This window comes from Wolbachia endosymbiont of Onchocerca volvulus str. Cameroon (assembly GCF_000530755.1).
Taxonomy (GTDB): Bacteria; Pseudomonadota; Alphaproteobacteria; order Rickettsiales; family Anaplasmataceae; genus Wolbachia.
The window spans coordinates 28,976-55,228 of the sequence record NZ_HG810405.1 but is presented as its reverse complement, the minus strand read 5'-3'; the positions used below and the strand labels follow the sequence as shown (position 1 = coordinate 55,228).

Here is a 26,253-nt window from a genome sequence, read left to right as displayed (position 1 = left end):
CTACCGAATACTTTTTTCCTTTATTACGATTATTAACATAGCAATAGCTAATTCTCTTTGGATGATAGCGAAAAACTTTTTACGATTTTCCAATCGTAAGTAAGAATTACTCAAGCTCTAAGAACAATTACTTTCACTCATAAAATTTAAGATCAGCCAAATATTATAGATCTAGCCATTAAAAAAAACCAAAACTACTTTTGATAAAATTCATTTCCATTATAAACAATGCAATACTAATATTTAGAAACAAGCTCATGATAATTGAATCTAACCAAAAAGTAGAACCTGTTGATTATTCGGGTAAAGGCAAATCAACATTCTGTAACCCTAACCTCTCAGGTTTTACGATGTAAAGTCTAGAAAATTTTAATTAACGGCAAGATATTTCCAACATAACAGAGTTCTTTACACAAAAGAGTAAAAACGATTCCACAAGATTCATCACTTTTTCATATAACTCTGTTAAAATACTCATTATGACAAAATATAGGCTAGTGATGATGAAGTTGTAGAGGCTGTTAAATGTTCACATGCCGATGGATTTATTTTAAAATTGCCTCAAGGTTACGAGTCTCTTGTTAAGAGAAGAGGTGTAAAATTTTTGGATTGGTAGAGGTAAAGTATTACAATTAGTAAAAGCAATTTTTTTAATTGCACCTATATTAATTCTAGATTAGACAACATCACAACTCAATTCTGCAAGTAAAAATAATATCCAAAAATTTCCATATGAATCATATATAAGATGAAGTCTATCATAGTAATAGCACATCCCCTATCTATGTTTTTGCATATAGACCGCATTTCAGTACTTAATTACTTAATTATGTGACAAGATTATAGAAAACTGCATGAACTAAAAACTTCTTGATAAAGACGGAATGTATAAAACTCTATAGGATGCATAAATTGAAGATTTTTACCAAACAAAAAGGGAAATGAAAAGTGAATATGTATAGCGCTAAAAAAAGTATACTAAAAAGTAAAAGTAAGGCATTTAAATTTGGATAATGTCTACTACGTCCATAAACTATGTAGTGGATTTATCAAATGAAGCTGGACTAAGACATAATCTTAGACCCGTGTGAAGAGGTCATTTTCTTTGATCAACACATCCAAGACTTAAAATTTAGATATAAGAGGATTGAATACTTGCGAAAATATTGCACCATTATTAACATTTTTAAAATTAATTTTTCATGGCTTTATAAAATTCCTCGACCCAAAACTTGACTACATGCTACAGCAATAAACAGAGCAATATTCGTGAGAACTTTTATTGAAGATGAAAGAGGATTTTTTTTTGAAATTAATTTTTAGGAGCAGGTTTCAAACTACCTCAAGTGATTCTACTTAATAGATATGGTCATAAGCGTTAAGGGAAAATTAACACAAGACGCTAACTTGTCCAATAATATGGAAGCATGCCGCTGCTACTCTTTCACTTCTTCCAATAGAACCCAATTTTTCTGCAGTTGTTGTCTCTATATTACAAATTTACAATCAATATAAGGCAACATTTTAGGCTCTTCACAAATTATAGTAATGTCTAAATTAGATACACGATCCTCTTCCTTTAGCTCTTGTAGCAGCAAAGCTTAGAAAATAAGATGAGTCACAATCTTTCCAATTAGCAAAATTAGAAGGAAAACCCCTATATCATCATATTCTAGCGTTCCCAATATTGCATCAACTATTGCGTGTATTATCGCATCACCATCGCGAATATACTTCTATTACTATATAGTGCTCAATCTCTACAGCACAAATTTTTACAAAATTCCTGGGTTCATCTTGAGTTTTGATAAACTTATATATATGACAACCCGTTCCAACAACACGATATTTTGGTTATTCAAGAAGGAGATTTACCATACCAATATCTTCTTTTATAGTTAACTTGAAATTACTTTTTTCACCTCCAATAACTACAACACATTTTTGTACTCTACCACAAGCGATGAACCATCAGTAAATTTTTTATTTAACCGACGGCATAATAGTAATTTTTTAAAATCAAAGATTTGAGGAGTTTATACCACTCTAAGTTTCTCTCTTAAAATCATGAATTCGACAGAACCATCATTTATCATCAACATAGTACTTTCAACTTCTATTGCCTTGGACTACTTCAGCATGCCGACCATTAATCATAAACTGAGCTAAGCTATCTATTAGAACATCTAACGCAAACAGCCTACAGGCATCGTGCATAATGACAAAATCATGGTTCATTTCTTTTGCAAACTCTCAAGTCCCAATTTAACTGAGTTTTACCTAATTTCTTACCCGTATACTGACCTCAGAATTTAGTATCTATAATTGATGATATGATGATATAGCTTTTTTATAAAAATTTTCATAATCATTCGTTAATGACCACTATTACATAATCTATATGCTAGTTAGCTAAGAATTTTCTGACTGTATGAAACAAGATAGGTTTACCTGTTAGCTTTCTTTATACACTGCTTAGAAACTGCACTATTTTGCATTTATTGCTCCTCCCGCTGCAATTATTAATGCTGCTATCTTGTACTCCTTAAATCTGTTAGTATGTATACAGATTTCCTAATTACTGATTTCAGAATTGTAGGTTTCTTCAACTTGTTGTATAATTTTATAAAAGTAATCAAAATCTAGGCTTGCACTACCAATCAAAACTCCTGATAAATTTGAGATCCTAAGCAAACTTCCTATATTTTCCAAACTAACTGAACCACCATATATAACCTGTTTTTCACCAATACAGGATTTTATTACCTCTATTACCTCAGCAATTTCATCATTGCTTGGTATATACCCTGTACCTATTGCCCACAACGGTTCATATGCTACAGTATATTCACTATGTATCAATAAGCGGTTTTTGCATTGATATACTATTACTTCCTTTGTTCTCCTACTCTTATAATTTTCTGCATTTTCACCTACACAAATAATTGGGTGTAGACCAGACTCTATTGCTATTTCTGACTTAAGTTTTATTTCACTATCTGTTTCGTTGGTTCTTTCAGAATGTCCAAGTATTACATAAGTACATTCTAATTCTTTTAACATCCTTGCACTAACCTCACCTGTGTAAGATCCATATTTTTTATAATGGCAATTCTGTGCTCCTATATTAATATTATCGCTTAGCTCTATGGCATCTGGCAATGATGTAAAAGGTGGACAAACCACGATCTTAGAGGTAATTCCATTGCTCTTATTGTTAAGTTTATTTATAAAGTCAACAAACAAAGACCGCGTTCCATTCATTTTCCAATTTGCTACAATTAAAAAAGACATCAACTTTACTTATATAGATAACGAACAATATTAAAGCTAATTTCCCTCATGCTTAATTGTTAATTTAACGAAATTGACTATACGTAAGGTGTAACCTCATTACCTTTACTTATAATCAAAGGCATATACTTAGTTATATAAAGTAACAAAAACAAATCAAGTCTATTAAATAGAGTAGAGTCAACAAAAAATTTTTTACCATTACTCACTTTTACTAAATTTTTCTTTCATTGGAGCTTTCCTGAATTCCACTTATCCAACTTATAACCCATTCAGTCTCTGTTTCCACTCTTTAAACAGTTATTTTAACAGAGCTTCCCATTAGCCAAAACTACCGGTGATTGCAAGAGAAATAAGTACCAACATCACAGAGTAAACAATTAGAAAAGAGTATGGATTTATAGAGCTCTTTTATGGATTCTCATAAGAAGACATTTCATTAGCATAATGAGCTATACAAAAAAGGAAAAGAAGCACTATATGAAAAAAAAGAAAGTCACTACGCTTGCAAATAGGGTACTGAAAGATATAGAAAGGACAATATAGCATTAGAGAGTTTTTTGGTGTATGGATAAGCTAAGTACAGATAAGAAACTAAAAAAGAGGTATTTTAATATCTCCTGATGAGATAAGGTTAATATGAAAAATAAGTATAATCTTGAAACTTTTAAAAAGAAATCAAAAAGCACTTAAAGCAAAAACAGTTCAAGGTGAGCTTTTTAAATACTTAACAGAAGACAATTTGCTATTCTAGAAATGACTAAAGTACAAAAAGAAGCATAAGGTAAAATTGAGATACAATATTCAAAATATTTAGCAATCAAGATACTTAATTATATGCAGGTAATAGTCAAGTCCACTCGGCCAATTTATCAGCAGACATTTATTGATACTTATTCATAACTTAAACTTACCAAATTGTATATAAACAAAATAGCTATTATATGGCTATAGATTTTCTCGATGACAGAGTCATTTCACTTTTTAATGAGCATAAAATTTCATTATTATAAACTCTAACTGATTAGAAGTATAAAATATTGTAGCAAGCCTAAAAACCATATTTTATCAGCTATATTTGGAATTAGAAACATTAACCATTTTAGTACAAAGCCAATTCCCCATAAATAAATGGTATGTGTATAAGATTCCGTGAAACTATGTAAGATAAGTGTTACTACATTCTTTTCAGAGAAAACTAATTCACAATTCTTTAGAAAATTTATAAGTAAATGTTGATCAGGTGCTATATTCTTATAATGAAACAACGGCTTTCCTTAAGAAAAAATATTGTTATGAAGAATATCCATGCAGACTTTTCTAGATACTAAGTACATTACTTTTTTTAAAAAAACATCTCTATTCAGAGATATAATAGAAAAAAACTAAACAAGCACAATTGTTAAAATAAGGTAGGCTAAACTTAGAAAAAATGTAATCACTTCTTAATATTTTATAAAATCCAATAAGAAAAATAGACTTCTGAAACTATAACATGTTTTTAGCCATACTCAGTAAACAAATATGGTTTTTTACCTTTTTTCAGTTTTGATAAACCGTCTTATAAAGAAAAATTAATCCATTGACAAAAGTTTTACAAAAAAATTCAATCACAAGATTATTAAGATCTTAATGTATTTATTATAATAAATTAAGTAGCTTATTCTTAAATTCTTTAAAAGTCTTAAATGACATACCCTCAGTCAAATCATTGTTTAATGTTCTTCAAAAGAGCTCCTATCTTATTATTTCCTTGCAACCTATATGACTTTGCATATCAATACTTTATCTTTATTTAAGTTAACACTCTTTCAAAAGGATGCTCATTCATATTACTTCTGATACAAGTTTTGAACCACTACTCGTCATTACTTCCTCAAGCATATGCTGTAATTTTGCTTTATGTAATTAAAATACCTCAACACTATAAGTATTACTTTTACAACTTCCTCTACACTATGCAGCTTATATTGTCTATTTATAAATGCTCAATTTTGTCTCTATTTACCATCATATTTTTACTCAAATAATAATATAATGCTAACCTTCACTTTTTTTACTAAAGGCTATTTCTCTAATTATTTTTCTTTTTTACCTTCCCTTATGCTCTATATTAGAGCTTTAAAAAAATTATATATACTACACTCACATGTGTTCCATTATACCACTTTTTTAGTACAAATTTTGTTATCTATTTATACCCTTCTTTCGTCCTTATAACTGAATTTCCTATTCCAATTTCTGCTTTCCTACTCTGTTACCTTAGCTTTCTTTTTTTTAGCAAGAAGCTCTTTTTCATTCCACTGTTTTATATTTATTATGCTACTCATAGAATGTTTGTTTACTTATACTATTTTTGTATAGTAAAATCACTGACAAATTCATACAACACATGCCTTTTTACTCTTGTTTGCCCACATCCTCTAAACAAAAGTCCATTTATTCTGACAATCCCTTTCTAAAGTTTTATCCTCTATACTTCTCCTTACTTCTTGCGTCCAAAAGAAACCTAACTTAGAGTAAAACCTTTGTCAAAAAACTACTTAACCTCTACATCGATTAAGAGTTTTTTTCTTGAAGCGGTTAAAAAAGACTTTCCATTAGAAGCGATAAGTGATAAATTGTTAATAACAGATTATTGCTAATAAGGTTATGTGCTTTTGGTTACCTAATATAAACAGGGAAGGTTACTTATTTATAGCAATTTCTTTTACAGTGACATGTATAGCATTCTCTTTATCTTGGGGGTTTGGTATTACATGCTTATTTCCAACATTACTATGCATCTACTTCTTTCGTGATCCAACAAGGGTCGTGCCAAGCAATAGAGATCTTATACTAAGTCCTGCCGATGGTATAATTTCAAAAATTGAAGAAGCGAGTTATCCTTTACCAACGGAAAATGAAGAGGAGAAAAAATTCATACTTATTAGTATATTCTTGAGTATTTTGGATGTACATGTGAATCGCATACCAATATCTGGTACAGTAAAAGAAGTACACTACAAAAAAGGCAAATTTATGTTTGCAACAAGTAATAGATCTAGCAATGAAAATGAAAAACAAGTTATTGTAATCGAATACGAAAAGGAAAAAGAAATTATTGTAGAACAAATAGCTGGACTAGTTGCACGCCGTATCGTTTGTAACCTAAAAGTTTTCCAGGCTGTAAAAGCAGGTGAAAGGTTTGGAATTATAAAGTTTGGAAGTAGAGTAAATATCTATGTACCTGTTGATACAGAAATAAGAGTCTCAAAAGGACAAACCGTTATCGGTGGTGAAACAATTATAGCAAGTTTAAATAAGAAAAATACTCAAGAAAAGCTTACTTTTGATATTATATGAACAATAATGGTAATAACAATAGTTTTCTGCCTGTTGCTAAATTATTTCCAAATTTTATAACTTTATTAGGTCTATGTTCTGGTCTTACTTCACTTAAATTCACATTTAATGAACAGTGGGAGTTTGCAGTAATTTTTATCATCATTGCAGCAATTATAGATGGAATGGATGGCAAAATAGCCAGAATCTTAAAATTAACTAGCAATTTCGGAGCACAACTTGATTCTTTTGCGGATTTTCTGAACTTCGGTGCAGCACCTGCATTTCTCTTATACTTTTGGAAATTAAAAGAAATCAAAGTTATAGGATGGATACTGGTAATGATATATGTAATCTGCATCTCGATCAGACTTGCAAGGTTTAATATATCATTAAATGTAGAGCAATTTGACTGGGAAAAGTTTTTCTTTTCTGGAGTACCAGCACCAATATGTGCTTTACTTTCCTTGTTACCAATAATTGGTACCTTTCACTCTCAAGAAAGTGAACATTTACTTCTTATAGAGCAATTTTTCAACATAAAGAACACTGCTTGTTACTTTTTTGCTATCTCATTTTTCTCAGTCAGTCATATTCCAACTTTTTCCGCAAAATATATTTATATTCCCAGAAACTTATCTTATATATTTGTATCGCTTTTTGGAGTGTTTATCGTATTTTTTGTCAGCAAGCCTTGGGTTACTTTACCAATTTTAGGCATGGTGTACGCACTTACTATTCCAATAAGTACTGGATTTTATATATATTATACCTATAAAACTCGCTAGCTGCAAATTGCAATAAAAAGCAGTAAGTGGTAGCATAATTGAAAAATAAGTGAACTATTTAGTTCATTTCTGTATACAAAGATATCTTAGTTCCGTTTTACTTATTTAAGTAATTGCAACTGGATTCTTTTATATCTAATTTAATTTTACTAACTTTAGCTCAGTTAAGCATAGAATATAGACGCTATCTAACCACCTAAAATGTATAATTATAACAACATATAATCATTCATAGGTATTTATAGCAGCAATTTCGGAAACAATTGGTCTTAGGGCTTAAAATAATATCAAGAAGTTGCAATTATTGTACAATAAACTCACGTGCAATTTTTAGATAATAGTCATCGTAATGCTTAGTATGCCACAAGGTTCGCCAAAGTAGTGTTTGTATTTACTTATCGTTCTGAAAATTTAAAACTGGCAAATCTCTTTGTAACATAAAATATAAACTTGCAAAAATTAGATTTATAAAAACTGGTAAATTACCTGCATTTACCTATTCAATTAAGCTACTTATTGCAATGATTTCATATGATACACTACTTCAAACAAATTAAATTGTAGTATTGTAAAATGCCCTCTTCGAACACAACATGTCTTTTATCATATTTGACGCTTGTTCTAATTGTAATACTGAGGAAAGCAGAACAAATTACCTTTAGTTCAATAGGTTTACTACCCACTATTGATAATTCTGTATACAGGTATGCCTGCGTTTTAACCTATGTAGACGGAGATAATTCATTGAATATTTTACCCTACAATATTCCAAAATATCTCTAACAAATCAGCTATAAAGGCAAAGTATTAAATGGATTAATAGTAGCGTGAGAAGTTATTATTTACTAATAAAGCAGGCACCGGAACAACAGTATAACACATTCAGTTGTAAAAGAGAAAAATCCAATTAAAGCTGAAAGCTTTACACCAACTGCATTATTTGTAGACATAATACTAGTTTCATCTTTAATTAGAGCATTATGATAATATCACTGGTATTCAATAGCACCATGACGAGGGGTAATATCCTGTGGTTAACTCAGCGTTTTCAACAGCCTTACCTTTATTTAACAAGCCAGTTCCTTCGCTAATAATGTTTTCTTTTGCATTCCCCACAACAATAGCTTATTATTGCTACTATAAAATAGCACTTGTTTGGTAATAAAAAGTACTAGTGTTACTTCAAATTTTTGCAGTAGTTTCAATGTATATCAAAAGGTACAAAACTTATATCTTATCTAGGCAATGATTTGTTTATGTGCTTTATGGTTCCAAATGCTATTACAATATATCTCCTAAGAAGGAAAGCCATAAATACAATAATAGATTCTTATTATAATTCTAAGAGGTATTAAACATGACTTATAGGTTACTGTATGTAGTACTATTTTGCCTATTACTTAATGACGCATATGCTACTTCGGGTCTTTACAAAAGCTATGATGCTGTATTAGATGGAGTAAATAACTTCATAAGTAAAGTATTGTTTTTTAAAGTTTTCTACATACCATTCACAATTTTCCTAGTGGCCTTCAGTTATGTGTTTTTAACATTACGTTTTAAATTTCTCAATATAAAAATGTTTAAGCATGCATTCGCTATCCTATGTGGGAAGTATGACACAGATTACCACGATGGTCACATTACGCATTTTCAGGCATTTATAACTGCACTCTCAAGTACGGTAGGTCTTGGAACTGTTGCTGGTGTTGCAATTGCAATTTCAACTGGAGGACCAGGAGCAGTACCTTGGATGATGATTACAGGTCTTTTCGCCATGTCAGCAAAGTTTGCTGAAGTAACTTTAGCGTTCAGACACAGAACAGAAGGTCAGAAACAGTTATTTAGTGGTCCATTTCAATATATCAGAAACGGACTGGAGGAATTTGGATTTAAGAAACTTGGTATTATCTTAGCTGCAGTATACGCGGTATTTTTCGTATTATCTGGTCTTGGTGGAAGTGTAGCATTTCAAACTAACCAGATGGTTTCAATATTGTCTGGCCATTCAAATTGGGTAGATAGTCACCCCTGGTTGATCTCTTCCATAATTTCTGTGTTGCTTGCTTTGGTAATTATCGGTGGAATTAAAAGGATAGCTATAGTATCCTCTGCATTAGTGCCCGTCATGTCGCTTATATATATTTTCAGTTGTATCACAATTATTGCATTTAATATTAACAATCTTGGTAATACACTTAAAATATTATTTTCTAATATGATAGACTTCAATGCCGCTGGTGGAGGAGTAGTAGGAGCATTTGTTACCGGAATTCAAAGAGCAATTTTTGCTAGTGAAGCAGGTATTGGCTCTGCCTCAATTACGCATGCAGCGGCTAAAGATGAGGAACCAGTTAGAACTGGATTAGTTGCAATGATAGAACCATGTTTTGATACAATGTTAATTTGTTGTTTAACAGGAATAACAATAGTAATAACAGGTGCATACCAAACCGGCGTTGGTGAGGGAATACTAATTACTCAAAAAGCATTTGAAACAGTTTCTTTTTGGTTTCCTATACTCTTAACTATAGCTGCACCTTTATTTGCATTCTCTTCAATAATTTCTTTTGTGTATTGCTGTGAAATGGGATGGCTATATTTGTTTGGTACAAAAAGTATAGTAATATACCGCATAGCGGTAATAATTGTGGCGTTTTTCTCTGGTCTTTCTAAAGATATAATGACTATTGCCAATATTGGTGGGACTTTATTCTCTTGTTTAGCTCTTATTAATATGACAGCACTTATACTATTCAGCAATCAGATTAACAATGAAGCTCAATATTACCTAAAAAGATTAAAGGATAATAAAATTAATTAGGTTCCTCTTTAGTATGCAACCATATCAGATAAACACAAGCCGCTATCACTTCAGTACTTGGTGCTCGAATCTATACTCATTTTTTCTGAAGTTTAGTACTTACTACGTATTAGGGATAGTACCAAAGATGTAAGTGTAATGGAGAAATATATAGTCCTTATATCATCATATGTATTGGGTTCAATACCATTTAGTTCAATTATTACAAAGATAAAAGGAATAAATTTAAGAGAAATAGGTTCTGGAAATATTGGTGCTACAAACATTGCAAGAACAGGAAATAAAGAACTTGCTGCTCTGGCATTGTTTCTAGACTCTTTGAAAGGGTTTATTGCAGTTTACGCAGCGCAACAATTTTTCAATAATGGTATTATTACATATACATCTGCAATCTTAGCAGTTCTAGGACATATGTTCCCTATCTGGCTAAAGTTCAATGGAGGAAAGGGAGTTGCAACAACTTTAGGAATTTTAATAGCACTTAATACCCGTGTGGCACTGCTGTTCGTACTTATTTGGCTAGTAGCATTTTCTACTCTTCGATATTCTTCCCTTGCTTCTTTAACTTCTATTACAGTAGTTGTTATAGCAACTTTCTTTTTTCAAAGAGAGTTATTTTTTGTACTACTAATTGTAGCAATACTAATTTTCTTAAAGCACCACAAAAACATTGTAAATCTTCTACAAAGCAAGGAATACAAGTTTTTTAAACAGTAAACATCTATATTCTATAGCTAATGCAGAAAGGCTTATGTGGTGCAAAATAGGTTAAAATGACATAATAAGTATTAGAGACCTAAACCCTAGATTAAAAAAGAATAGAAAAGATAGAAAACAAGATAAACCTAGTTAATATTGAGAAACCAAATTTAAATAAGTTATCCATAAATTAAAGATACAATGAAGCTACTTTTGCTTAGTTGATGATTTCTATAAATTTATAGAAGAAAAATTTGTAAATGAACTACTATCTATCAAATGGTAGAAAGCCTATAGGACATATGGACAAAATTTTAGAGAAGCCAAACAAAAGCATAACAACAAGAAAATCCATAAAAACCTCAACAGTTTTATTAAACCTGGAAAAAATATATTCGATTTTACCGAAAAAACACTTAACTAAATGACTCTTTTTACAGATATGCTCACTATATACCTCTACCCTTTTCTGATAAATTTTAATAGAATAACTACTGTATATCCCTTACCTTTTAATACTTGTAATAAAAACATTATACCGTAGTTCTTGTCAGCTGCTAGATACTAGAATTACAAATACCTCAGTTAATCAGGTAACTGCATTTCCTTAATCAGGAGTAAAAGTAAATTTAAGTGAATTCTTATTACTAGTTTAGCCATAGATGTAATTTTATATCCTTGATAACATTCCACTTGTCTCTTGGAATAACCTTAAGAAAACTTTACTTATAGAAGTAATAGAATTACCTATACTTTTGCAAACTTTATAGATAAATATATAACCACTTTTCTTAACACTCTTAACTACAGGCACCTCTAAAACACCTTCTTCTTCTAAGAAACATCTTTTACTTAAACTTAATCTATTTCTTAACTTACTAAACTTTGCTTTGTTTTCATCACTAACTTCTGCTTTTATATTTTTATTATCTTTCCTAATTTAATAAAAGACATCTCAATACCAACTTATGCAAGACATCTATATAATTTCTTTTTCCCTTTCTCATTTTCAATTTTTACTACACTTTTCTCTATTTAAAGTAGGCTAATTCTTATATTTAAATCTTAAGCTTCTTTATTGTTCAAAATTTTCACAGGTTTAATAGTACTATCTTATAGTTATTTTACATAAAAATACCCATTATCTATTTCTACTTTTTTTAGCTCCCTTCTTGGGTTTATTCTCTATTTACAATAACCTTTATATACTATATTTTAGTTCTTCTTCTCTACTCTAACATTGTTTACTAAGGTTATTTAAACAATCAAAGTTATAATACTCGTTTTGTAAGCTTGATATCACTGAAGAAAAATCCTTATCATATTCCACTTTTAACAACAGATTACTTATGCTCCCTTTATAATCTAGCCTAAAGCTTTACATTCGTCGCCACCACTTTTATCAACATAATAGAACACATTAAGTATTACGGTTTGAAGAAAATAAATTTACATAAAGCTGAACAATAGCTTTTTCCATTTCTTTTAATATCAATTAATTAAAGTTTTTCCACAATAACTACAACATAAACTCAGTCTTGTTCTTTTCTTTAAGAAACTCTTTACCCTTTTCTCAATGTTTCCTAAAACACTTTTTTCAGACTTCTTATCTATCGCAATTAATGCTATTTTTAGCTTCACCGAAAATAAGTTTTTTAGAAAAAGGTAATCCACTTGAACTACAGTTTAAATCCTCATCTTCTAAGCTAAAATTACTTAATCTATCAAAAACCACCTTGCATTACCATCAGAGCCATACATTAGATCATCATAAAGTGCCTAATTGCTACAGGTAATGTAACCCTTTTCTGACTTTAGATTAGTGAAAAAAGCGTGCCGAATAGACCAGAAGCACTTATTTTTAGTAATATATTTCAACTGAAACCTTCACTCCGATCTTGCACATTTGAATCAGATCCTGTCTTTAGAAAAGGAATTATATATTTAACATAATTGAAATTACCTAATGATGCATATCGGTCACTAACTCATTTAAAACATCAAGCAATTTTTTATCTAAACTGTATTGATTATCACTTTCACCTAACTTTTCGTTAGTACTTCACCATAAATAGCAGGTAAGTCGACAAAAAAAATTTTCATATTTCTTTATCATGAACATCTACCTCACCGTCTCACATACTGCAGTTATTGTGATGATTTTATACCGTTGAGTAAGTATGGCTTAAGATATCTACCTGTAATACTCTCTGGTATATCTATTATACTTTCCGGAGTGCCTGTAGCAACCACTTTTCCACCTTTTATTCCGCCTTCTGGTCCGATATCTACTATATAATCTGCAGTTTTTATAACGTGCAAATTATGCTCTATAACTATAACAGTGTTTTCTAAATCGACTAATTTATGAAGCACTTTTAATAAGTTATTTACATCTTCAAAGTGCAATCCAGTTGTTGGCTCATCGAGAATATATAATGTCTTACCAGTAAATCGTTTTGAGAGCTCTTTAGATAGTTTTATTCGCTGTGCTTCTCCCCCAGACAACGTTGTTGATGGTTGCCCGAGTTTTACATAGCCAAGCCCTATTTCTTGCAAAGAAACTAACTTTTCTTTTATCATTGGAAGATTTCCAAAAAAATCACAAGCTTGATCTATCGTCATATCAAGCACATCAGAAATTGATTTACCTTTATAGGTAATCTCTAATGTTTCCCGGTTATACCGTTGACCTTTACATTGCTCACACTTTACATAAACATCCGGTAGAAAATGCATTTCTATCTTTAAATATCCATCACCTTTACACGCTTCGCACCTTCCTCCCTTAATATTAAATGAAAATCGGCCTATACTGTAACCTCGTGCTTTTGATTCTGGAAGACCTGCAAACCAATTCCTTATATGAGTAAAAATACCTACATATGTTGCTGGATTTGATGCAGGAATCTTACCGATTGGCGATTGATCGACTTCTATAACTTTATCTATATACTCAAGGCCTTCTATTTTATCACACTTACCATACTTTACAGATGAACGATATATTTTATATGCTGAGTATTTATATAGTATTTCTACAACTAAACTTGATTTTCCTCCCCCTGATATCCCAGTAACACAAATAAAATTCCCTATAGGAAACTTAACGCTTACATTCTTTAAATTATTCTCACACGCATTAATTACCTTTATGAACTGAGTTGTTTGTTTTCTCCTCTTCTTCGGAATCAAAATCCGTTTCTTTCTGCTTAAATATTGTCCTGTTACGCTTTCTAAGCTTTTTCGCACCTGACCTGGTGTTCCCTCTGCAACAATTCTTCCTCCATTTACACCAGCTCCAGAACCAAGATCGATTACATAATCAGCAGCCATTATTGTATCTTCATCATGCTCAACAACAATCACAGTATTGCCTATATCTCTCAAGTTTTTGAGTGTGGCAATTAATCGATAATTATCACACTGATGAAGACCTATCGAAGGTTCATCAAGCACATACAGCACACCTGTTAAACCAGAACCTATTTGTGAAGCAAGCCTAATTCTTTGGCTCTCACCACCAGAGAGAGTGCTGGACTCACGATCAAGTGTAAGATAACTCAATCCTACATTCTTTAAAAATGTCAATCTCTTAACTATTTCATTTAGTATTCTAATTGAGATTTGCTTCTGTTGTTCCGTAAGTTTATTTGGCAAATCTCCAAACCATTTAAGAGATTCATCAATATCAAGTTTAGATATTTCACCTATGTGTTTTTCATCAATTTTTACTGTAAGTGCTTCTTCTCTTAATCTGTAGCCATTACATTCTTTACAGTAAGTAACAGAACAATATCGCTCAATAAGTGTTTTATCATAATCTATTTGATTTTCCAAGATATTGACCAAACCTTGAAATTTCATTTCTCTAGAACCAAAAAGTACCATATCTTTTACTTTTTGATCTATATCCTTCCATGGAAGATCAAGACTAAATTTAAAATTTTCAGCCAATGATAGTATTGCATTTTTTATAAACCCATAATTTATGTGCATTTGATGGAATACTGACCCTACTGGTTTTAAAGCGCCTTCAGATATTGAAAGTGTTTCATCCGGCACTATTAGCTTTACATCAATACTTAGTTTTTTACCAAGCCCATTACATGATCCACATGCACCATAAGGACTGTTAAAAGAAAAGAACCTTGGTTCTATTTCTTCAAGAGTAAAGCCGGATTCCGGACATGCAAAACTCTCAGAAAAGGTTAGGATATGACCACTTTTATAATTGGAATTATGATTGTTAGGCAAGCCTATTATCTCTGCATACATTAACCCGTGACCAAGCCTCAATGCTGACTCTATACTGCTTGGCAATCGATTTCCTATATCATCTGATATTAATATCTTATCTGTAACCACAAAGATATCATGTCTTCTGCCCTTGTCAAGCTTTGGTAAGTTATTTATATCATATATTTTGCCATCTATTTTTAGTCTTACATAACCTTGCCTTTTAATTTCCAATATCTCTTTAAGATGTTCCCCCTTTCTACCACGTACAATGGGAGCAAGTATATATACTTCAGTTTCCAAAGGTAGCGCCACTATAGTATCTACAATTTGAGACATAGTCTGTTTTCTTATCGGTAATCCAGTTACAGGTGAGTAAGGAACTCCTATTCTGGAATATATTAAGCGCAGATAGTCATAAATTTCAGTAACGGTCCCAACTGTCGATCTTGGATTCTTTGAGATCGATTTCTGATCAATGGATATTGTTGGAGAGAGGCCTGTAATCGACTCAACATCTGGTTTATCTTTTACGTTAAGAAATTGACGTGCGTAGGTTGATAGGCTTTCAATGTAGCGACGTTGACCCTCTGCATAAATTGTGTCAAATGCAAGGCTGGATTTACCAGAACCACTTAGCCCAGTTATAACAACTAGATTATTTTTTGGTATATCAACATCTATACTTTGTAGATTATGTTCTCTCGCACCCTTAACTCTGATGAAACTTTCCATAAACCAAGCATCTTTGAGTATTATAGTCTTATAAATACATGAATTTATACTAACTTTCTACAAATTTTTAATTATTATGGAAAATAATATGAATATAGGCTTACAAGAAAGATATCACGCAAATAGCTAACGCATTCAGACTTTTTCAGCCACAGAAATAAAAAAACATTTAACAAACTTTTTAGCTCTCTTCTTACAATACTGAGGATGTTTAATTGTCTTTAACCCATGCAAGGTTGAAACGATTGGTGATGCTATATAGTTGATGTCTTATGTTTAATTTCTCGCACTATGTGTACCTATATCTTTATTAATTTTATCTAAATTCTTAACTTCTTAAGTTGAGAGTGCTCATAAAGTTTTTTAAGCACAGCATAGCGTAGAACATCAATTTGAGAAAGTAAACAATTATTTATCATGGTCCCTTGCCTTTTTTCTGTTTAGTAGATTTCTTAAAAATTACAGCAATCACTAAACTAGCAAGCAATGATAGGAAATTTAAGTGGAACAGTCGATAAAATTCAGAGCAACCATATAATATTGAATGCAAAGGATGTTGCTATATAGTATAGCTTTCATCTAAAGCCTTAAATAAAGGCTTCCATTGAAGGTAAAATCAAATTGTTTATTGAAACTATGTGAATAATAGAGAGAACATTATTCAGCTATATGCTTTTATAAGCAAAGAGGAGCAGCAAGTTTGCTAATTGTAAGATAAGCTGTGTTATCTATAGAACTGCAATATAATTTTGAGTAAATTAACTCCAAAACAGATGTTTTTAGCAATCATAAGCGAGAAGAAAGTTGCACTCAAAATAAGTGAACTCGGTTTGAAGCTCATAAATCAAATTATTACTAAACTGAGTAGCAAAGTGAATAAATCGAAAATAAATAATAATAACTTTCATCCGATTAAAGAAGATTCTGTTTCAGCTTTGATAGATCTTGGATATAAAAAAATGAAAGCCTACGATATAATAAAAAACACAAGACAAATCGCTAAACCTGAATATTAAGAACATTATTTGTATGGCGCTTAAGGAACTTTCAACATTATAAAAATAATACTATTTGATAAAGAATATACTGAAGGTATACGGAATTTAAATATTAGAGCCAAGCGGCTTAATGATTTTGTCTAGCAAAAAGAATTAATACAAAATTTAAGAGTGTTTATAAATACTGCACACAGACAAGAACTAAAGCTTTGGATCACATTCTATTGTATGGTCTCCCCAGGAATTGGAAAAACAACTTTAGCATAAACTGTTTCTAAAAAATTAAGAGTCAGCTTTCGTGTAACTTTTCTGATCCTTTACTTAACAAAGCTGGGAAATTTAGCTGCAGTACTTACTACTTTAAATACAAAAGACGTTTTATTTACAACAAAATCACAAATCAAACCACAACATTAAAGAAGTTTTATATACTGTTATAGAATATTTCCGCCTAAACATATTAGTAGCGTGAAGGCCCATCTACTCGCACTCTAAAAATAGACCTACCACCATTTTACGTTGATTGGAGCAATAACACGCCTTAGACTACTTTCCGCATCGTTGAGAGAACGTTTTGGTATCCTTTTGCATCTCGAATTCATCCTTTTGAAGAGCTGGTTAACATTATAATAAAGGAGGCGCAAGAGTTCTTTCTGATGAAATCAGAAGGGTGCAATACAGGAAAATTGCTTATCGTGTACGTGGCACTCCAGAATTGCTTTGAGATTACTCAGAAGAACAAAGAATTTTGTCGAAATGAAAGATGATAAAAAAATACTCACGAAATTTCTGACTCCGCGCTATCAAAAATTGAGCATAGATAAAATGAGACTAAATAAATTAGATATGAATTATTTAAGGTAATATCCCAGGAGCATTCAAATTAACACCATATCCACTGCGCTATCTGAAAATAGCGGTGTATTGAAGAAATGGTAGAGCTTTATTTGATAAAAATCACTTTTATAAAGTGCATACCATGGGAACACGTTCTAACTAACTAAGCGGAAAAGTATTTTAGCCTTCAATATTAAACAGCTGAAATATTGACTAACTGATATAATATTCTTATACTAGTTATACGTCAATATTAATGGAGAAGTATATGTTAGACAAGATTAGAAAACTTTGGAAAGCTATCTGTTCTACAATTAAGGGCAAAGTCGAAAGTCCTTATGCACTTATGGTAGAAGAACCTTCTTTTAATGAGACAGATTTAAAACCAAACAAAAAAAAACAAGAGGAGCATCTTATTTCTCTGAATAAGAAAGTAAGGGGAGATGATAATCCTGATATAATTGTGAAAGAAGAACTTTCTGGTGATTTGAGCAATCAAAATATATCTAAATCAATATTAGACAAAGGCGAGCATAGCATCACTCTTGATGATGACGAAGCATGGAATAAGTTTTTTTCATTGCAAAATAACCTTTCCACCAATATCACAAACCCAAAGCCCTTTGCTCGTGGTAAAAATAAGTATAATGGCAAAGATATTACAGGCAAAATATCTGAACAAATCAAAAATGAGATATCTAAAAATATAGTAAATAACACTATAGAATCTATAAGACTCAAAGAAGCCAAAAGGGAAAATGATATCGTTTACCCTTCTATAAGAGTTGTGTTAAATGATAGTGAAAAAGAAGTAAATGTAACCAAACTTCTAAGTGGCAACATATGTAGAAAATACAATGTAAAAACAATCACATTTTGCTACCCTAATCAAAAAAAGACAAGAGGAGCATGTTGCTATATTAATGATAATGGAAAAAGAGTTTATGAAGTAATTAATGGATCATATCAAATGACTATAAAATGGTATGCCGGAGAAAAAGAATGTAATATTAAAATTAACATTAACGATGATGGCTCCATAAAGCTTATCAAAGATAATGGCATTACTGAAGAACAATTACGTGCAAATAAAGAAGTAAAAGTAGGCAAGAAATGTGAAGCAAAATTTTTACATGAAGCATTAGCATCACAATTACAACAAAAGAGCTCTGAATTAATCAAAGTTTTGCAACATCCTTCAACAAATGTAACAGGTATAGATAAACCACAAGAACATCAAACTCCTGTTTCTCAGAGATGTATATATCCTCTTAATTAAATAGGGAAAAACAAAAACATTATAAGTTACTTGTATTTACAAGTAACTTATAATGTTATAATGAATAATATAATACTACCAAGAAATTTCTATAAACAGCCAACTTTGATTGTAGCCGGAAAGTTGTTAGGAAAAACATTAAAGTTTTCCAGCTTTAGTGGGATAATAACTGAGGTTGAAGCCTATATAGGAACAGACGATCCAGCTTGTCACGCAGCACAAGGCTATACTAACCGAACTTCAGTAATGTTTGGCATGCCTGGATTTTCATACGTGTATTTTATATATGGAATGTATCACTGTTTAAATATCGTAACAGAAACAGAAGGATTTCCAGCTGCAGTATTAATACGAGGGTTGAAGCTTATTAAACCGCTCGAAGTAAATCTAAATGGGCCAGGAATACTATGCAAAAGACTGAATATTACAAAAGAATATAATAAACGAGATCTTACTATAAACCATGAATTTTGTGTTTACGAATCCCATCTCAAGCCAGATTACGTCTGCACTCCAAGAATTGGAATTAGTAAAGGCAAAGAGAAATTTTGGCGATTCAAGGTTTTTTAACTTTAGCATTATTTCTATAGTTTAGCCACGGAAATAACATGTAAAATACCCTAGTGAAATTTAACAAGCTTATCTATAGTTTTAGTAATAATTCTTGGAGTATCAGGAGAAACCTCTAAGCTTAGCTTATTTAGTTGCTCTATAGTAAATTCACTGTTCTCATTTATTACAAAACTAGATAAAATCTTTTCTATACCTTTAGTAATATTTTCATACTTTTTCAAAGGATGGTTGTGTGGATATCTATTTATAGTCTTAATGCTGGAGTACTCACCAAACACTTGATCTTTAAAAGCAAGTTGTTCTAATCTCTTTTTGAATTTCACTTCTTCCTCTTGTGCTAAAAAACAAGATTTTATTAGTAATTTTACAATTGAATTTATAACCTGATATACTCCAAAATATACTACTATATTAATAGTATTCTCCTTCACTACACAATCATACATACTTTCCCCACGCTTTAATAACTCTATAAACATTCTACTATTTTGCGAATCTAACTCTAAATTCTCTTCATTCATAGGAGTTATTATGAAAACGTTTTTATTTACTCTAATATTAAATTGTGGAGAACCATCAAAAAGGGAAAATACCACATCCTTAGCTTCAAGTTTACTATTATATGCAGAAAAGAGAGTACATGCTACAACGTCGTTTGGTATCTCCATCCCATGTCTATTCAAGTGAAGTAATATATTTTCAACGTCATGATATATAAAACCTGAACTCTTTAGCAAATTAACAACCTCTATGTTGTCATGTTGTTCATACTCTATTCTCACTTCTTCTGTAAAAAGAGTTTTTGCTGCTACGTGTTTATTAAGCACTGTGAAAATCTTAATGAAATTTTCTAAATCTTGTTTATTAACTAGTTCAACACTAATCAAATTCTTATCAACAATTAAAATATTCCTTGTCATTTCTACCCACTAAAAAACTTACCAAGTGAATTGTATTTTTAATGGATTAAAAATTACTTAAGCAAGTATACTAATTTTTCACTTATAAATTGAAAAACAATGAAAACGAGATAAGAAACTACATAAAATTATCATCTGGTGGTATAATATATTCTTCACATTCACAATTGCTATCTGTATAGGCAGTAACACCAATATAATCCTTATTATTGTTTAATATATAATCCAACTTTCCTTCTCTGTCAAGATTTATCAATTTATCACAACCAGCAATATGGTACATATAATTACCATTATCATCATTAACAAAGATTTGTGGAACTGTTCTAACATTATATTTCAATTTTATATCATCAAACAAATCTGAGTTTTCAATCACATCGATTTCTTTATACTCCACCCCTTTTTTGTCTAGCAGCTCTTTTGCTTCTTTGCAGAATGGACAATACTGCCTTACGTATATTACAACCTTTTCTTTAGTATTTTTCACGATTTACCTCGGTAGTTTATAAAATATACCTATTATATATAGAAATATTTATAAAATATCAAGTTATATAAAAGTTGTTTATGACTGCAAACAAGGGATAAAAAGTAGCGTAGCATTAAACTTTCGGAAATTTTGATGGCGTGCATTTAGGATATGAATTTGCAATTTCTTCTTTAAAGAAAATAGCTCAGGAAAGAAAATTATCCTCTGTAATTCTAACTTTTGAGCCTCACCCATCAACTATTTTATTTAACAGAAATAATTTCAGCTTAATAAGCCAAAAACAGAAAAAAGAGCTAATCAGCAACTACGGCATAGATTACTTATATAGTATTAATTTTAATGAAGGTTTTGCTCAAGTAAGCTTTAATGATTTCATTAGCAAGATTTTAATAAATAGATATGGCGCAGAATACATAATTGTTGGAGAAAGTTGCACTTTCGGTTATAAACGATTGGGTAACACATTAATTTAAAAAAAAACGTTCTGAAATATATGGATACTCTTTAGCTAAATTGGAACCATTGATGATTAATGAAAAAGTTTGTTCCTCTTCTCTAATCAGAGAACACATACAAAAAGGTGAAATAGAAACTGCTAATAAGTTACTTGGTAGGCCTTACCAAGTTTCTGGTATTGTAACAAAAGGTGCATGTAGAGGTAGGAAAATAGGATTCCCAACTATAAACATTACGATAGAAGATTGCATGATAAAACCCAAGTTTGGTACATATTGTGCTAAAGCAGCATTTTCTGATATCAATCCAAATTGGCTATATGGAGTAGTTAATATTGGTATGAGACCTACGTTCAAGGACTTGAAAAAGCCTATAGTAGAAATGCATATATTCGATTTTAATAGAGATGTATATGGTTGTAACGTTAATATACAACTTTTTAAATTTATCAGATCAGAAAAAAGATTTCATAGTATTGATGAATTAACAAAACAAATAAATCACGATATACTTAAAGCTTATCAATTAATGGCAAACTTATGAAAAAATTATGTTTAATTGCCATACTAATTATGGCATCATCTGATCAGATGAGCAAATTATACATAAATTCATTAATTGATGAAAGAAAGTCAATCGAAGTTTCTAGCTTCATAAAATTAGTTAAAGTATGGAATACAGGAATTAGTTTTGGAATGTTTAGCACTTTACCTTATAGTGACTTTTTTTTTTCAATATCTTCAATACTAATAATTAGCATACTCATATATTTAATACACAAATCTAATGATAAACTAACTTATTTTAGTTTCTCCCTTATGGTCGGTGGGGCAATTGGAAATGTAGCTGACAGAATCTACTGGGGAGCTGTATACGATTTTATATATTTTCATATTGGCAATTGGTACTGGCCAGCCTTTAATTTAGCAGATATATATATAGCCTGTGGAACATTTATATTGTTATATAAGTGGTACATACACAACAGATTTATTTCAAAATAGAGCGAGGAATAAGGTCATAGTCTTAAAAGTTAAATTATACTAGGTTAGAGCAATGCTTTACAAGTTTTTTAGTTTCCTTATATTATCCATGCTTTTTTTTATCTACTCAATTCCCTTGAAAGCCATAAGTGCAGAATACAACATAAAATATGCTAAACTTAGCAATAAACTGGATATCTATGTCGTACCTAATCATCGAATTCCAGCTGTTTTACACGCAGTAATATATAAAGTTGGAGGAATGGATGATCCAATTGGCAAAGCAGGATTAGCTCACTATTTTGAACATTTAATGTTTAAAACTACGGGAAAATTTAAAGATATAGAATCAACCATGAGTAGCATTGGAGCGCAATTTAATGCGTTTACTACTAGGGAATATACCTGTTACTACGAACTAGCTCTCAAAAAAGACTTACCATTAGTAATGGAAGTTGAAGCAGACAGAATGAGCAACTTTAACATTACTCAAGATAAAATAGATATAGAAAAAAACATTGTATTAGAAGAAAGAAAGATGAGATTCGATAATCATCCTAACAATTTATTGTGGGAAGAAATGAACAGTGCATTTTACCGTACTGGCTACGGAAGATCCGTTATTGGATGGGAGAGTGATATCAAAACTTACAATCAAGATGATATAATAAGGTTTCATAACAACTATTATCACCCAAACAATGCAATACTAATGATTGTTGGAGATGTAGAGTTCGATGAAGTAGTAAGATTAGCAGAAGAGAAATATGGGAGAATTAAAGCTAAGCCTGTAATTAGATATTACCCAAATCAAGATCCAACACATAATGCAGATCTGTTGGTAACTTTAGAAAGTACTGAAGTAAAAGAACCTGTTTTATACTTTCGCTACCGTGTTCCTTTATTTAAGCGCATAGATGAAATCTTTGTTGTTGATTTAGCAGTTGATATTTTAGGAGGTGGCAAGTCTAGTAAGCTATATGAGAATTTAGTTTTAGATAAAGGTATCGCAGTTTCAACAAATGCCCACTATAATGGTTTAGCTTTCAGTGATGGCTATATTGATATCGAAATAATTCCAAAAAGCGGAATGAAGTTGGACGTTATTGAAAGAGAGCTAGATAATGCCATCAACAATTTTATCTCTGAAGGAATAACAAGTAGAGAGTTGAAAAGTGCAAAGTCAAAATATAAATCAGCACAATTTGATAAGCTATCTGACTTAACTAATACAGCAATATTTTATATACCATATTTAGCACTTGGTATTCCACTTAATGAAATAGACATTTCATACAGCAAGATTAACAACATTGATTTAGATACTGTAAATAGTAAAATCCGTACTATCTTTTCTACTGATAAGTTAATCGGTCGTTTGCTACCAAAAGGAGGTAATAATGAAAATAAGTAAACTTGTATTTCTACTTTTTTTCTGTCTAGGCTTTAACTTACAAGCAAGTAGTAACCTAATAAATATAGAAGAGGTCACTACCCATAAAGGATTTAAGTTTTTATTTGTTAAAAATTGTGATATACCGAAGGTTTCACTGAATATATCATTCAAGAATGCAGGTTATGCGTATGAGAACAAAGAAAAACAGGGACTCACTTGGCTTACTTCTCTTGTAATTCAAGAAGGAGCAGGAAAAAATGATTCCAAAGGTTTTGCAAAAAAGCTTGAAGATAAAGGAATAAATCTAAGCTTCAGCACCAGCCTAGAAGCATTTAAAGTTTCATTAAACACTTTATCTAGCAACTTAGAAGACACAATTTCGCTACTAAGCGACGCTATAATGCGTCCTAAAATTGACCCTGAAGGGTTAAATAGAATTTTTGAAAAAGCTAAAGTTAATTTTAATAATCTTGAAAAAAAACCTCACTTTGTTGCTACCAAGAAATTAGACATGCTTTTGTTTAAAAAGCACCCTTATTCAAAAAGTGAATATGGAACTTTTAACACTATAATGAGCATTACTAAAGAAGATATTCTAACATACATAAAGCGTAATTTTACTAAAGATAACATAGTTATCAGTGTTGCTGGTTGTGCAACAAAAGAAGAAATTAGTGCACTACTGGATAAATATTTATTCAAGCTACCATCTAAAAGATCGATAATTAAAAAAATACCTGTAAAAAATGATTTTGGCCCTGCAGAAAGCGAGAGCATTTTTATGGATATACCACAAAGTATAATACTTTTTGCTCAGAAAGGTATAACTTATGAAGACCCCAATTATTATAACGCTATTGTCTTAATTAATGCTCTTGGCGGCATGGAGCTAAATTCAATAATGATAAAAGAGTTAAGGCAAAATTTGGGTATTACTTACAGTGCTAATATGAGTATTATTTCCAATAAACATGGAAACGCTATAATTGGATTTATAAGCACTGATAGCTCCACTGCTAGCAAAGCTATATCAGCAGTGAAAGATATATTGAGTAGGATAAAAAAGGAAGGAATTGATAAGCAATTGTTCAAGGATGTAAAAATCAGATTAATAAATAATCTTACCTTTTTCCTATTCAATAATACAAACATAGCAATGTTGCTTAATGACACACAAATAAATGATCATGATATTAATCGCATAAATAATTATGCAAACATCATTAATAACGTTAAATTAGAAGAAGTAAACAAATTAGCAAACTCTTTACTGGATCCTGAAAATTTGTTTTTTGTTAAAGTTGGAAGAAGTACCTAAGGTTAATGATTAATATTTTCTGCTATCAACCTTATTGCTTCCACGTAACACTTATGCTCTTCAGCAAGAATGCGTTCTGAAAGGCTTTGAATATTATCATTTGGTAACACTGGCACAGCAGTTTGAGCGATTATGCTTCCAGCATCAACCTCAGGAGTAACGTAATGCACGGTACAACCTGTAATTTTGACACCTGCCTTTAAAGCTTGCTCTTGAGCACTTAAACCCTTAAAAGATGGAAGTAAAGAAGGATGAATATTTATAACTTTATTATGCCATTTAGTCAGAAAGTCAGCTTTTAAAATCCTCATAAACCCTGCGAGGCAAATTAAATGAACTTTATGTTGAACAAGTATTTCGTGAATTCTATCAGCATCAAGTGGGTTATTCTCAACAATAAATGCTGAGATACCTGCTTGCTTTGCTATTTTCAAGCCAGCTGCCTTATTGTTATTTGTAATAACACATACAACTTCTGCAGGAAAACTGCAATCTTGGCCTGCCTTTATTAGGGCCTGCATATTTGATCCCCTACCTGAAATCAGTACTCCGAGTTTTATCTTTTCCACTGATATAATTAATTTAGAACTTATGTGAAAGTCAATATTAATAAAATAGCTAACGATAGAAAACCTATTTTATAAAGAATAGAACAACATTATATTAACAAATTTTCTCTGTTATAGATGGAAAAACTTCTCACTTTATGTTTTATGCTTTGCTGAACAGTATAAAGCATCATATACATAACTAAAATTAGCTATAATGCTCATTAATATTAAACCATTTGTATATAAATATACCAACAACACAGCTAGTAGCATTTGTAATCACGTTATCATTTATTTAAAAAAGTACTAGTATAATCTAATTACTAGGCCAAATACAAATAGAGAAAACCGAATGAGTAAATTATCGCATAACATAAAAATAAGTAAACTTCAGGTTACTCAGTGGAAAATAATAAAAAATTGTAAATATGCTGATAACTGCTTGTCAAAAGCAGCAACCTTATACATGAATAGCTCGATTGTCTAACCTTTATACAAATAATGAATACTATCTTGATAAGAGTAAATATAACAAGTAAAAATGTT

The 26,253-nt window shown here is 30.9% G+C and carries 17 protein-coding genes and 3 pseudogenes; 13 read left to right on the top strand and 7 right to left on the bottom strand.

The annotated features are described in order from the left end of the window. Positions 1-1,601 precede the first annotated feature (1,601 nt). The 3 genes from WOVOC_RS04940 to WOVOC_RS00260 form a co-directional block, all read right to left on the bottom strand. The gene (locus WOVOC_RS04940; RefSeq protein WP_369665129.1) at positions 1,602-1,700 is read right to left on the bottom strand and encodes a hypothetical protein; all 99 of its coding nucleotides are present in this window, start codon (positions 1,698-1,700) and stop codon (positions 1,602-1,604) included. A 409-nt stretch (positions 1,701-2,109) separates the two neighbouring features. Beyond that, positions 2,110-2,238, bottom strand: a complete 129-nt coding sequence (locus WOVOC_RS04885; RefSeq protein ID WP_255325509.1) for a hypothetical protein — start codon at positions 2,236-2,238, stop codon at positions 2,110-2,112. A 336-nt stretch (positions 2,239-2,574) separates the two neighbouring features. After that, positions 2,575-3,294 (bottom strand): triosephosphate isomerase, encoded by a 720-nt coding sequence (locus tag WOVOC_RS00260; protein ID WP_014868941.1) that lies wholly within the window; start codon positions 3,292-3,294, stop codon positions 2,575-2,577. A 2,652-nt stretch (positions 3,295-5,946) separates the two neighbouring features. On the opposite strand from WOVOC_RS00260, the gene WOVOC_RS00235 reads away from it, so the two are divergent. The 5 genes from WOVOC_RS00235 (at position 5,947) to WOVOC_RS04615 (ending at position 11,357) form a co-directional block, all read left to right on the top strand. Further along, positions 5,947-6,639, top strand: a complete 693-nt coding sequence (locus tag WOVOC_RS00235; protein WP_025263942.1) for a phosphatidylserine decarboxylase — start codon at positions 5,947-5,949, stop codon at positions 6,637-6,639. Next, entirely contained in the window at positions 6,636-7,406 is a 771-nt protein-coding gene (locus WOVOC_RS00230) for a CDP-alcohol phosphatidyltransferase family protein (RefSeq protein ID WP_014868939.1), read from the top strand. The genes WOVOC_RS00235 and WOVOC_RS00230 overlap by 4 nt, the downstream gene beginning before the upstream one ends. A 1,357-nt stretch (positions 7,407-8,763) precedes the next feature. Then, a complete protein-coding gene (locus WOVOC_RS00220) occupies positions 8,764-10,230 on the top strand; it encodes an alanine/glycine:cation symporter family protein (protein ID WP_025263941.1) in 1,467 nt (488 codons plus the stop codon). Positions 10,231-10,368: 138 nt separating this feature from the next. Further along, positions 10,369-10,947 carry a glycerol-3-phosphate 1-O-acyltransferase PlsY gene (plsY, locus tag WOVOC_RS00215; RefSeq protein ID WP_014868937.1) on the top strand — a complete coding sequence of 193 codons (579 nt, stop codon included), beginning with the start codon at positions 10,369-10,371 and terminating at the stop codon, positions 10,945-10,947. A 242-nt stretch (positions 10,948-11,189) separates the two neighbouring features. After that, a complete protein-coding gene (locus WOVOC_RS04615; RefSeq protein WP_155981141.1) occupies positions 11,190-11,357 on the top strand; it encodes a hypothetical protein in 168 nt (55 codons plus the stop codon). Positions 11,358-13,077: 1,720 nt separating this feature from the next. On the opposite strand, the gene uvrA is transcribed toward WOVOC_RS04615, so the two are convergent. Beyond that, positions 13,078-15,903: an excinuclease ABC subunit UvrA gene (uvrA, locus tag WOVOC_RS00205; protein ID WP_025263940.1), complete on the bottom strand. Its 2,826-nt coding sequence runs from the start codon at positions 15,901-15,903 to the stop codon at positions 13,078-13,080. A gap of 486 nt (positions 15,904-16,389) precedes the next feature. Between uvrA and ruvA the strand changes: the two are divergent. The 4 genes and pseudogenes from ruvA to WOVOC_RS00190 all read left to right on the top strand — a co-directional run bounded on the left by ruvA (position 16,390) and on the right by WOVOC_RS00190 (position 19,587). Next, a pseudogene (gene ruvA / locus WOVOC_RS04090) lies at positions 16,390-16,962 on the top strand (Holliday junction branch migration protein RuvA). Further along, positions 16,959-17,905, top strand: a pseudogene (locus WOVOC_RS04390) (AAA family ATPase). The pseudogenes ruvA and WOVOC_RS04390 overlap by 4 nt, the downstream one beginning before the upstream one ends. A gap of 101 nt (positions 17,906-18,006) precedes the next feature. Then, positions 18,007-19,017 (top strand): hypothetical protein, encoded by a 1,011-nt coding sequence (locus WOVOC_RS00195; protein ID WP_025263939.1) that lies wholly within the window; start codon positions 18,007-18,009, stop codon positions 19,015-19,017. Positions 19,018-19,077: 60 nt separating this feature from the next. After that, on the top strand, positions 19,078-19,587 hold the full coding sequence (locus WOVOC_RS00190) for a DNA-3-methyladenine glycosylase (RefSeq protein ID WP_025263938.1): 510 nt from the start codon (positions 19,078-19,080) through the stop codon (positions 19,585-19,587). A 50-nt stretch (positions 19,588-19,637) separates the two neighbouring features. Here the strand turns inward: WOVOC_RS00190 and WOVOC_RS00185 are convergent, their stop codons facing one another. Then, positions 19,638-20,510: a hypothetical protein gene (locus tag WOVOC_RS00185; RefSeq protein ID WP_025263937.1), complete on the bottom strand. Its 873-nt coding sequence runs from the start codon at positions 20,508-20,510 to the stop codon at positions 19,638-19,640. A 118-nt stretch (positions 20,511-20,628) separates the two neighbouring features. Further along, positions 20,629-21,000, bottom strand: coding sequence for a glutaredoxin domain-containing protein (locus tag WOVOC_RS00180; RefSeq protein ID WP_014868932.1), 372 nt, complete (start codon positions 20,998-21,000; stop codon positions 20,629-20,631). A 67-nt stretch (positions 21,001-21,067) separates the two neighbouring features. On the opposite strand from WOVOC_RS00180, the pseudogene ribF reads away from it, so the two are divergent. The 4 genes and pseudogenes from ribF (at position 21,068) to WOVOC_RS00160 (ending at position 25,156) form a co-directional block, all read left to right on the top strand. Then, positions 21,068-22,002: pseudogene (ribF, locus tag WOVOC_RS04975) on the top strand (riboflavin biosynthesis protein RibF). Beyond that, positions 21,999-22,463 (top strand): signal peptidase II, encoded by a 465-nt coding sequence (gene lspA / locus WOVOC_RS00170; protein WP_025263936.1) that lies wholly within the window; start codon positions 21,999-22,001, stop codon positions 22,461-22,463. Before ribF ends, lspA begins: the two are co-directional and overlap by 4 nt. A 52-nt stretch (positions 22,464-22,515) precedes the next feature. After that, positions 22,516-23,856, top strand: a complete 1,341-nt coding sequence (locus tag WOVOC_RS00165; RefSeq protein ID WP_025263935.1) for a M16 family metallopeptidase — start codon at positions 22,516-22,518, stop codon at positions 23,854-23,856. Further along, positions 23,843-25,156, top strand: a complete 1,314-nt coding sequence (locus WOVOC_RS00160) for a M16 family metallopeptidase (protein ID WP_025263934.1) — start codon at positions 23,843-23,845, stop codon at positions 25,154-25,156. The genes WOVOC_RS00165 and WOVOC_RS00160 overlap by 14 nt, the downstream gene beginning before the upstream one ends. Before the next feature lie 2 nt (positions 25,157-25,158). Here the strand turns inward: WOVOC_RS00160 and purN are convergent, their stop codons facing one another. Beyond that, positions 25,159-25,725, bottom strand: a complete 567-nt coding sequence (purN, locus tag WOVOC_RS00155; protein ID WP_014868928.1) for a phosphoribosylglycinamide formyltransferase — start codon at positions 25,723-25,725, stop codon at positions 25,159-25,161. Positions 25,726-26,253: the final 528 nt, after the last annotated feature.

What these genes read in the sequence shown, in the direction of transcription:
- WOVOC_RS00230 (WP_014868939.1), top strand. Translation starts at nt 6,636, where the DNA reads ATGAACAATAATGGTAATAACAATAGTTTTCTGCCTGTTGCTAAATTA.
- WOVOC_RS00185 (WP_025263937.1), bottom strand. Translation starts at nt 20,510, where the DNA reads ATGACAAGGAATATTTTAATTGTTGATAAGAATTTGATTAGTGTTGAA.
- WOVOC_RS00190 (WP_025263938.1), top strand. Translation starts at nt 19,078, where the DNA reads ATGAATAATATAATACTACCAAGAAATTTCTATAAACAGCCAACTTTG.
- WOVOC_RS00235 (WP_025263942.1), top strand. Translation starts at nt 5,947, where the DNA reads ATGTGCTTTTGGTTACCTAATATAAACAGGGAAGGTTACTTATTTATA.
- WOVOC_RS00195 (WP_025263939.1), top strand. Translation starts at nt 18,007, where the DNA reads ATGTTAGACAAGATTAGAAAACTTTGGAAAGCTATCTGTTCTACAATT.
- WOVOC_RS00160 (WP_025263934.1), top strand. Translation starts at nt 23,843, where the DNA reads ATGAAAATAAGTAAACTTGTATTTCTACTTTTTTTCTGTCTAGGCTTT.
- plsY (WP_014868937.1), top strand. Translation starts at nt 10,369, where the DNA reads ATGGAGAAATATATAGTCCTTATATCATCATATGTATTGGGTTCAATA.
- WOVOC_RS00260 (WP_014868941.1), bottom strand. Translation starts at nt 3,294, where the DNA reads ATGTCTTTTTTAATTGTAGCAAATTGGAAAATGAATGGAACGCGGTCT.
- WOVOC_RS04615 (WP_155981141.1), top strand. Translation starts at nt 11,190, where the DNA reads ATGAACTACTATCTATCAAATGGTAGAAAGCCTATAGGACATATGGAC.
- lspA (WP_025263936.1), top strand. Translation starts at nt 21,999, where the DNA reads ATGAAAAAATTATGTTTAATTGCCATACTAATTATGGCATCATCTGAT.
- uvrA (WP_025263940.1), bottom strand. Translation starts at nt 15,903, where the DNA reads ATGGAAAGTTTCATCAGAGTTAAGGGTGCGAGAGAACATAATCTACAA.
- WOVOC_RS04885 (WP_255325509.1), bottom strand. Translation starts at nt 2,238, where the DNA reads ATGAACCATGATTTTGTCATTATGCACGATGCCTGTAGGCTGTTTGCG.
- WOVOC_RS00165 (WP_025263935.1), top strand. Translation starts at nt 22,516, where the DNA reads ATGCTTTACAAGTTTTTTAGTTTCCTTATATTATCCATGCTTTTTTTT.
- WOVOC_RS00220 (WP_025263941.1), top strand. Translation starts at nt 8,764, where the DNA reads ATGACTTATAGGTTACTGTATGTAGTACTATTTTGCCTATTACTTAAT.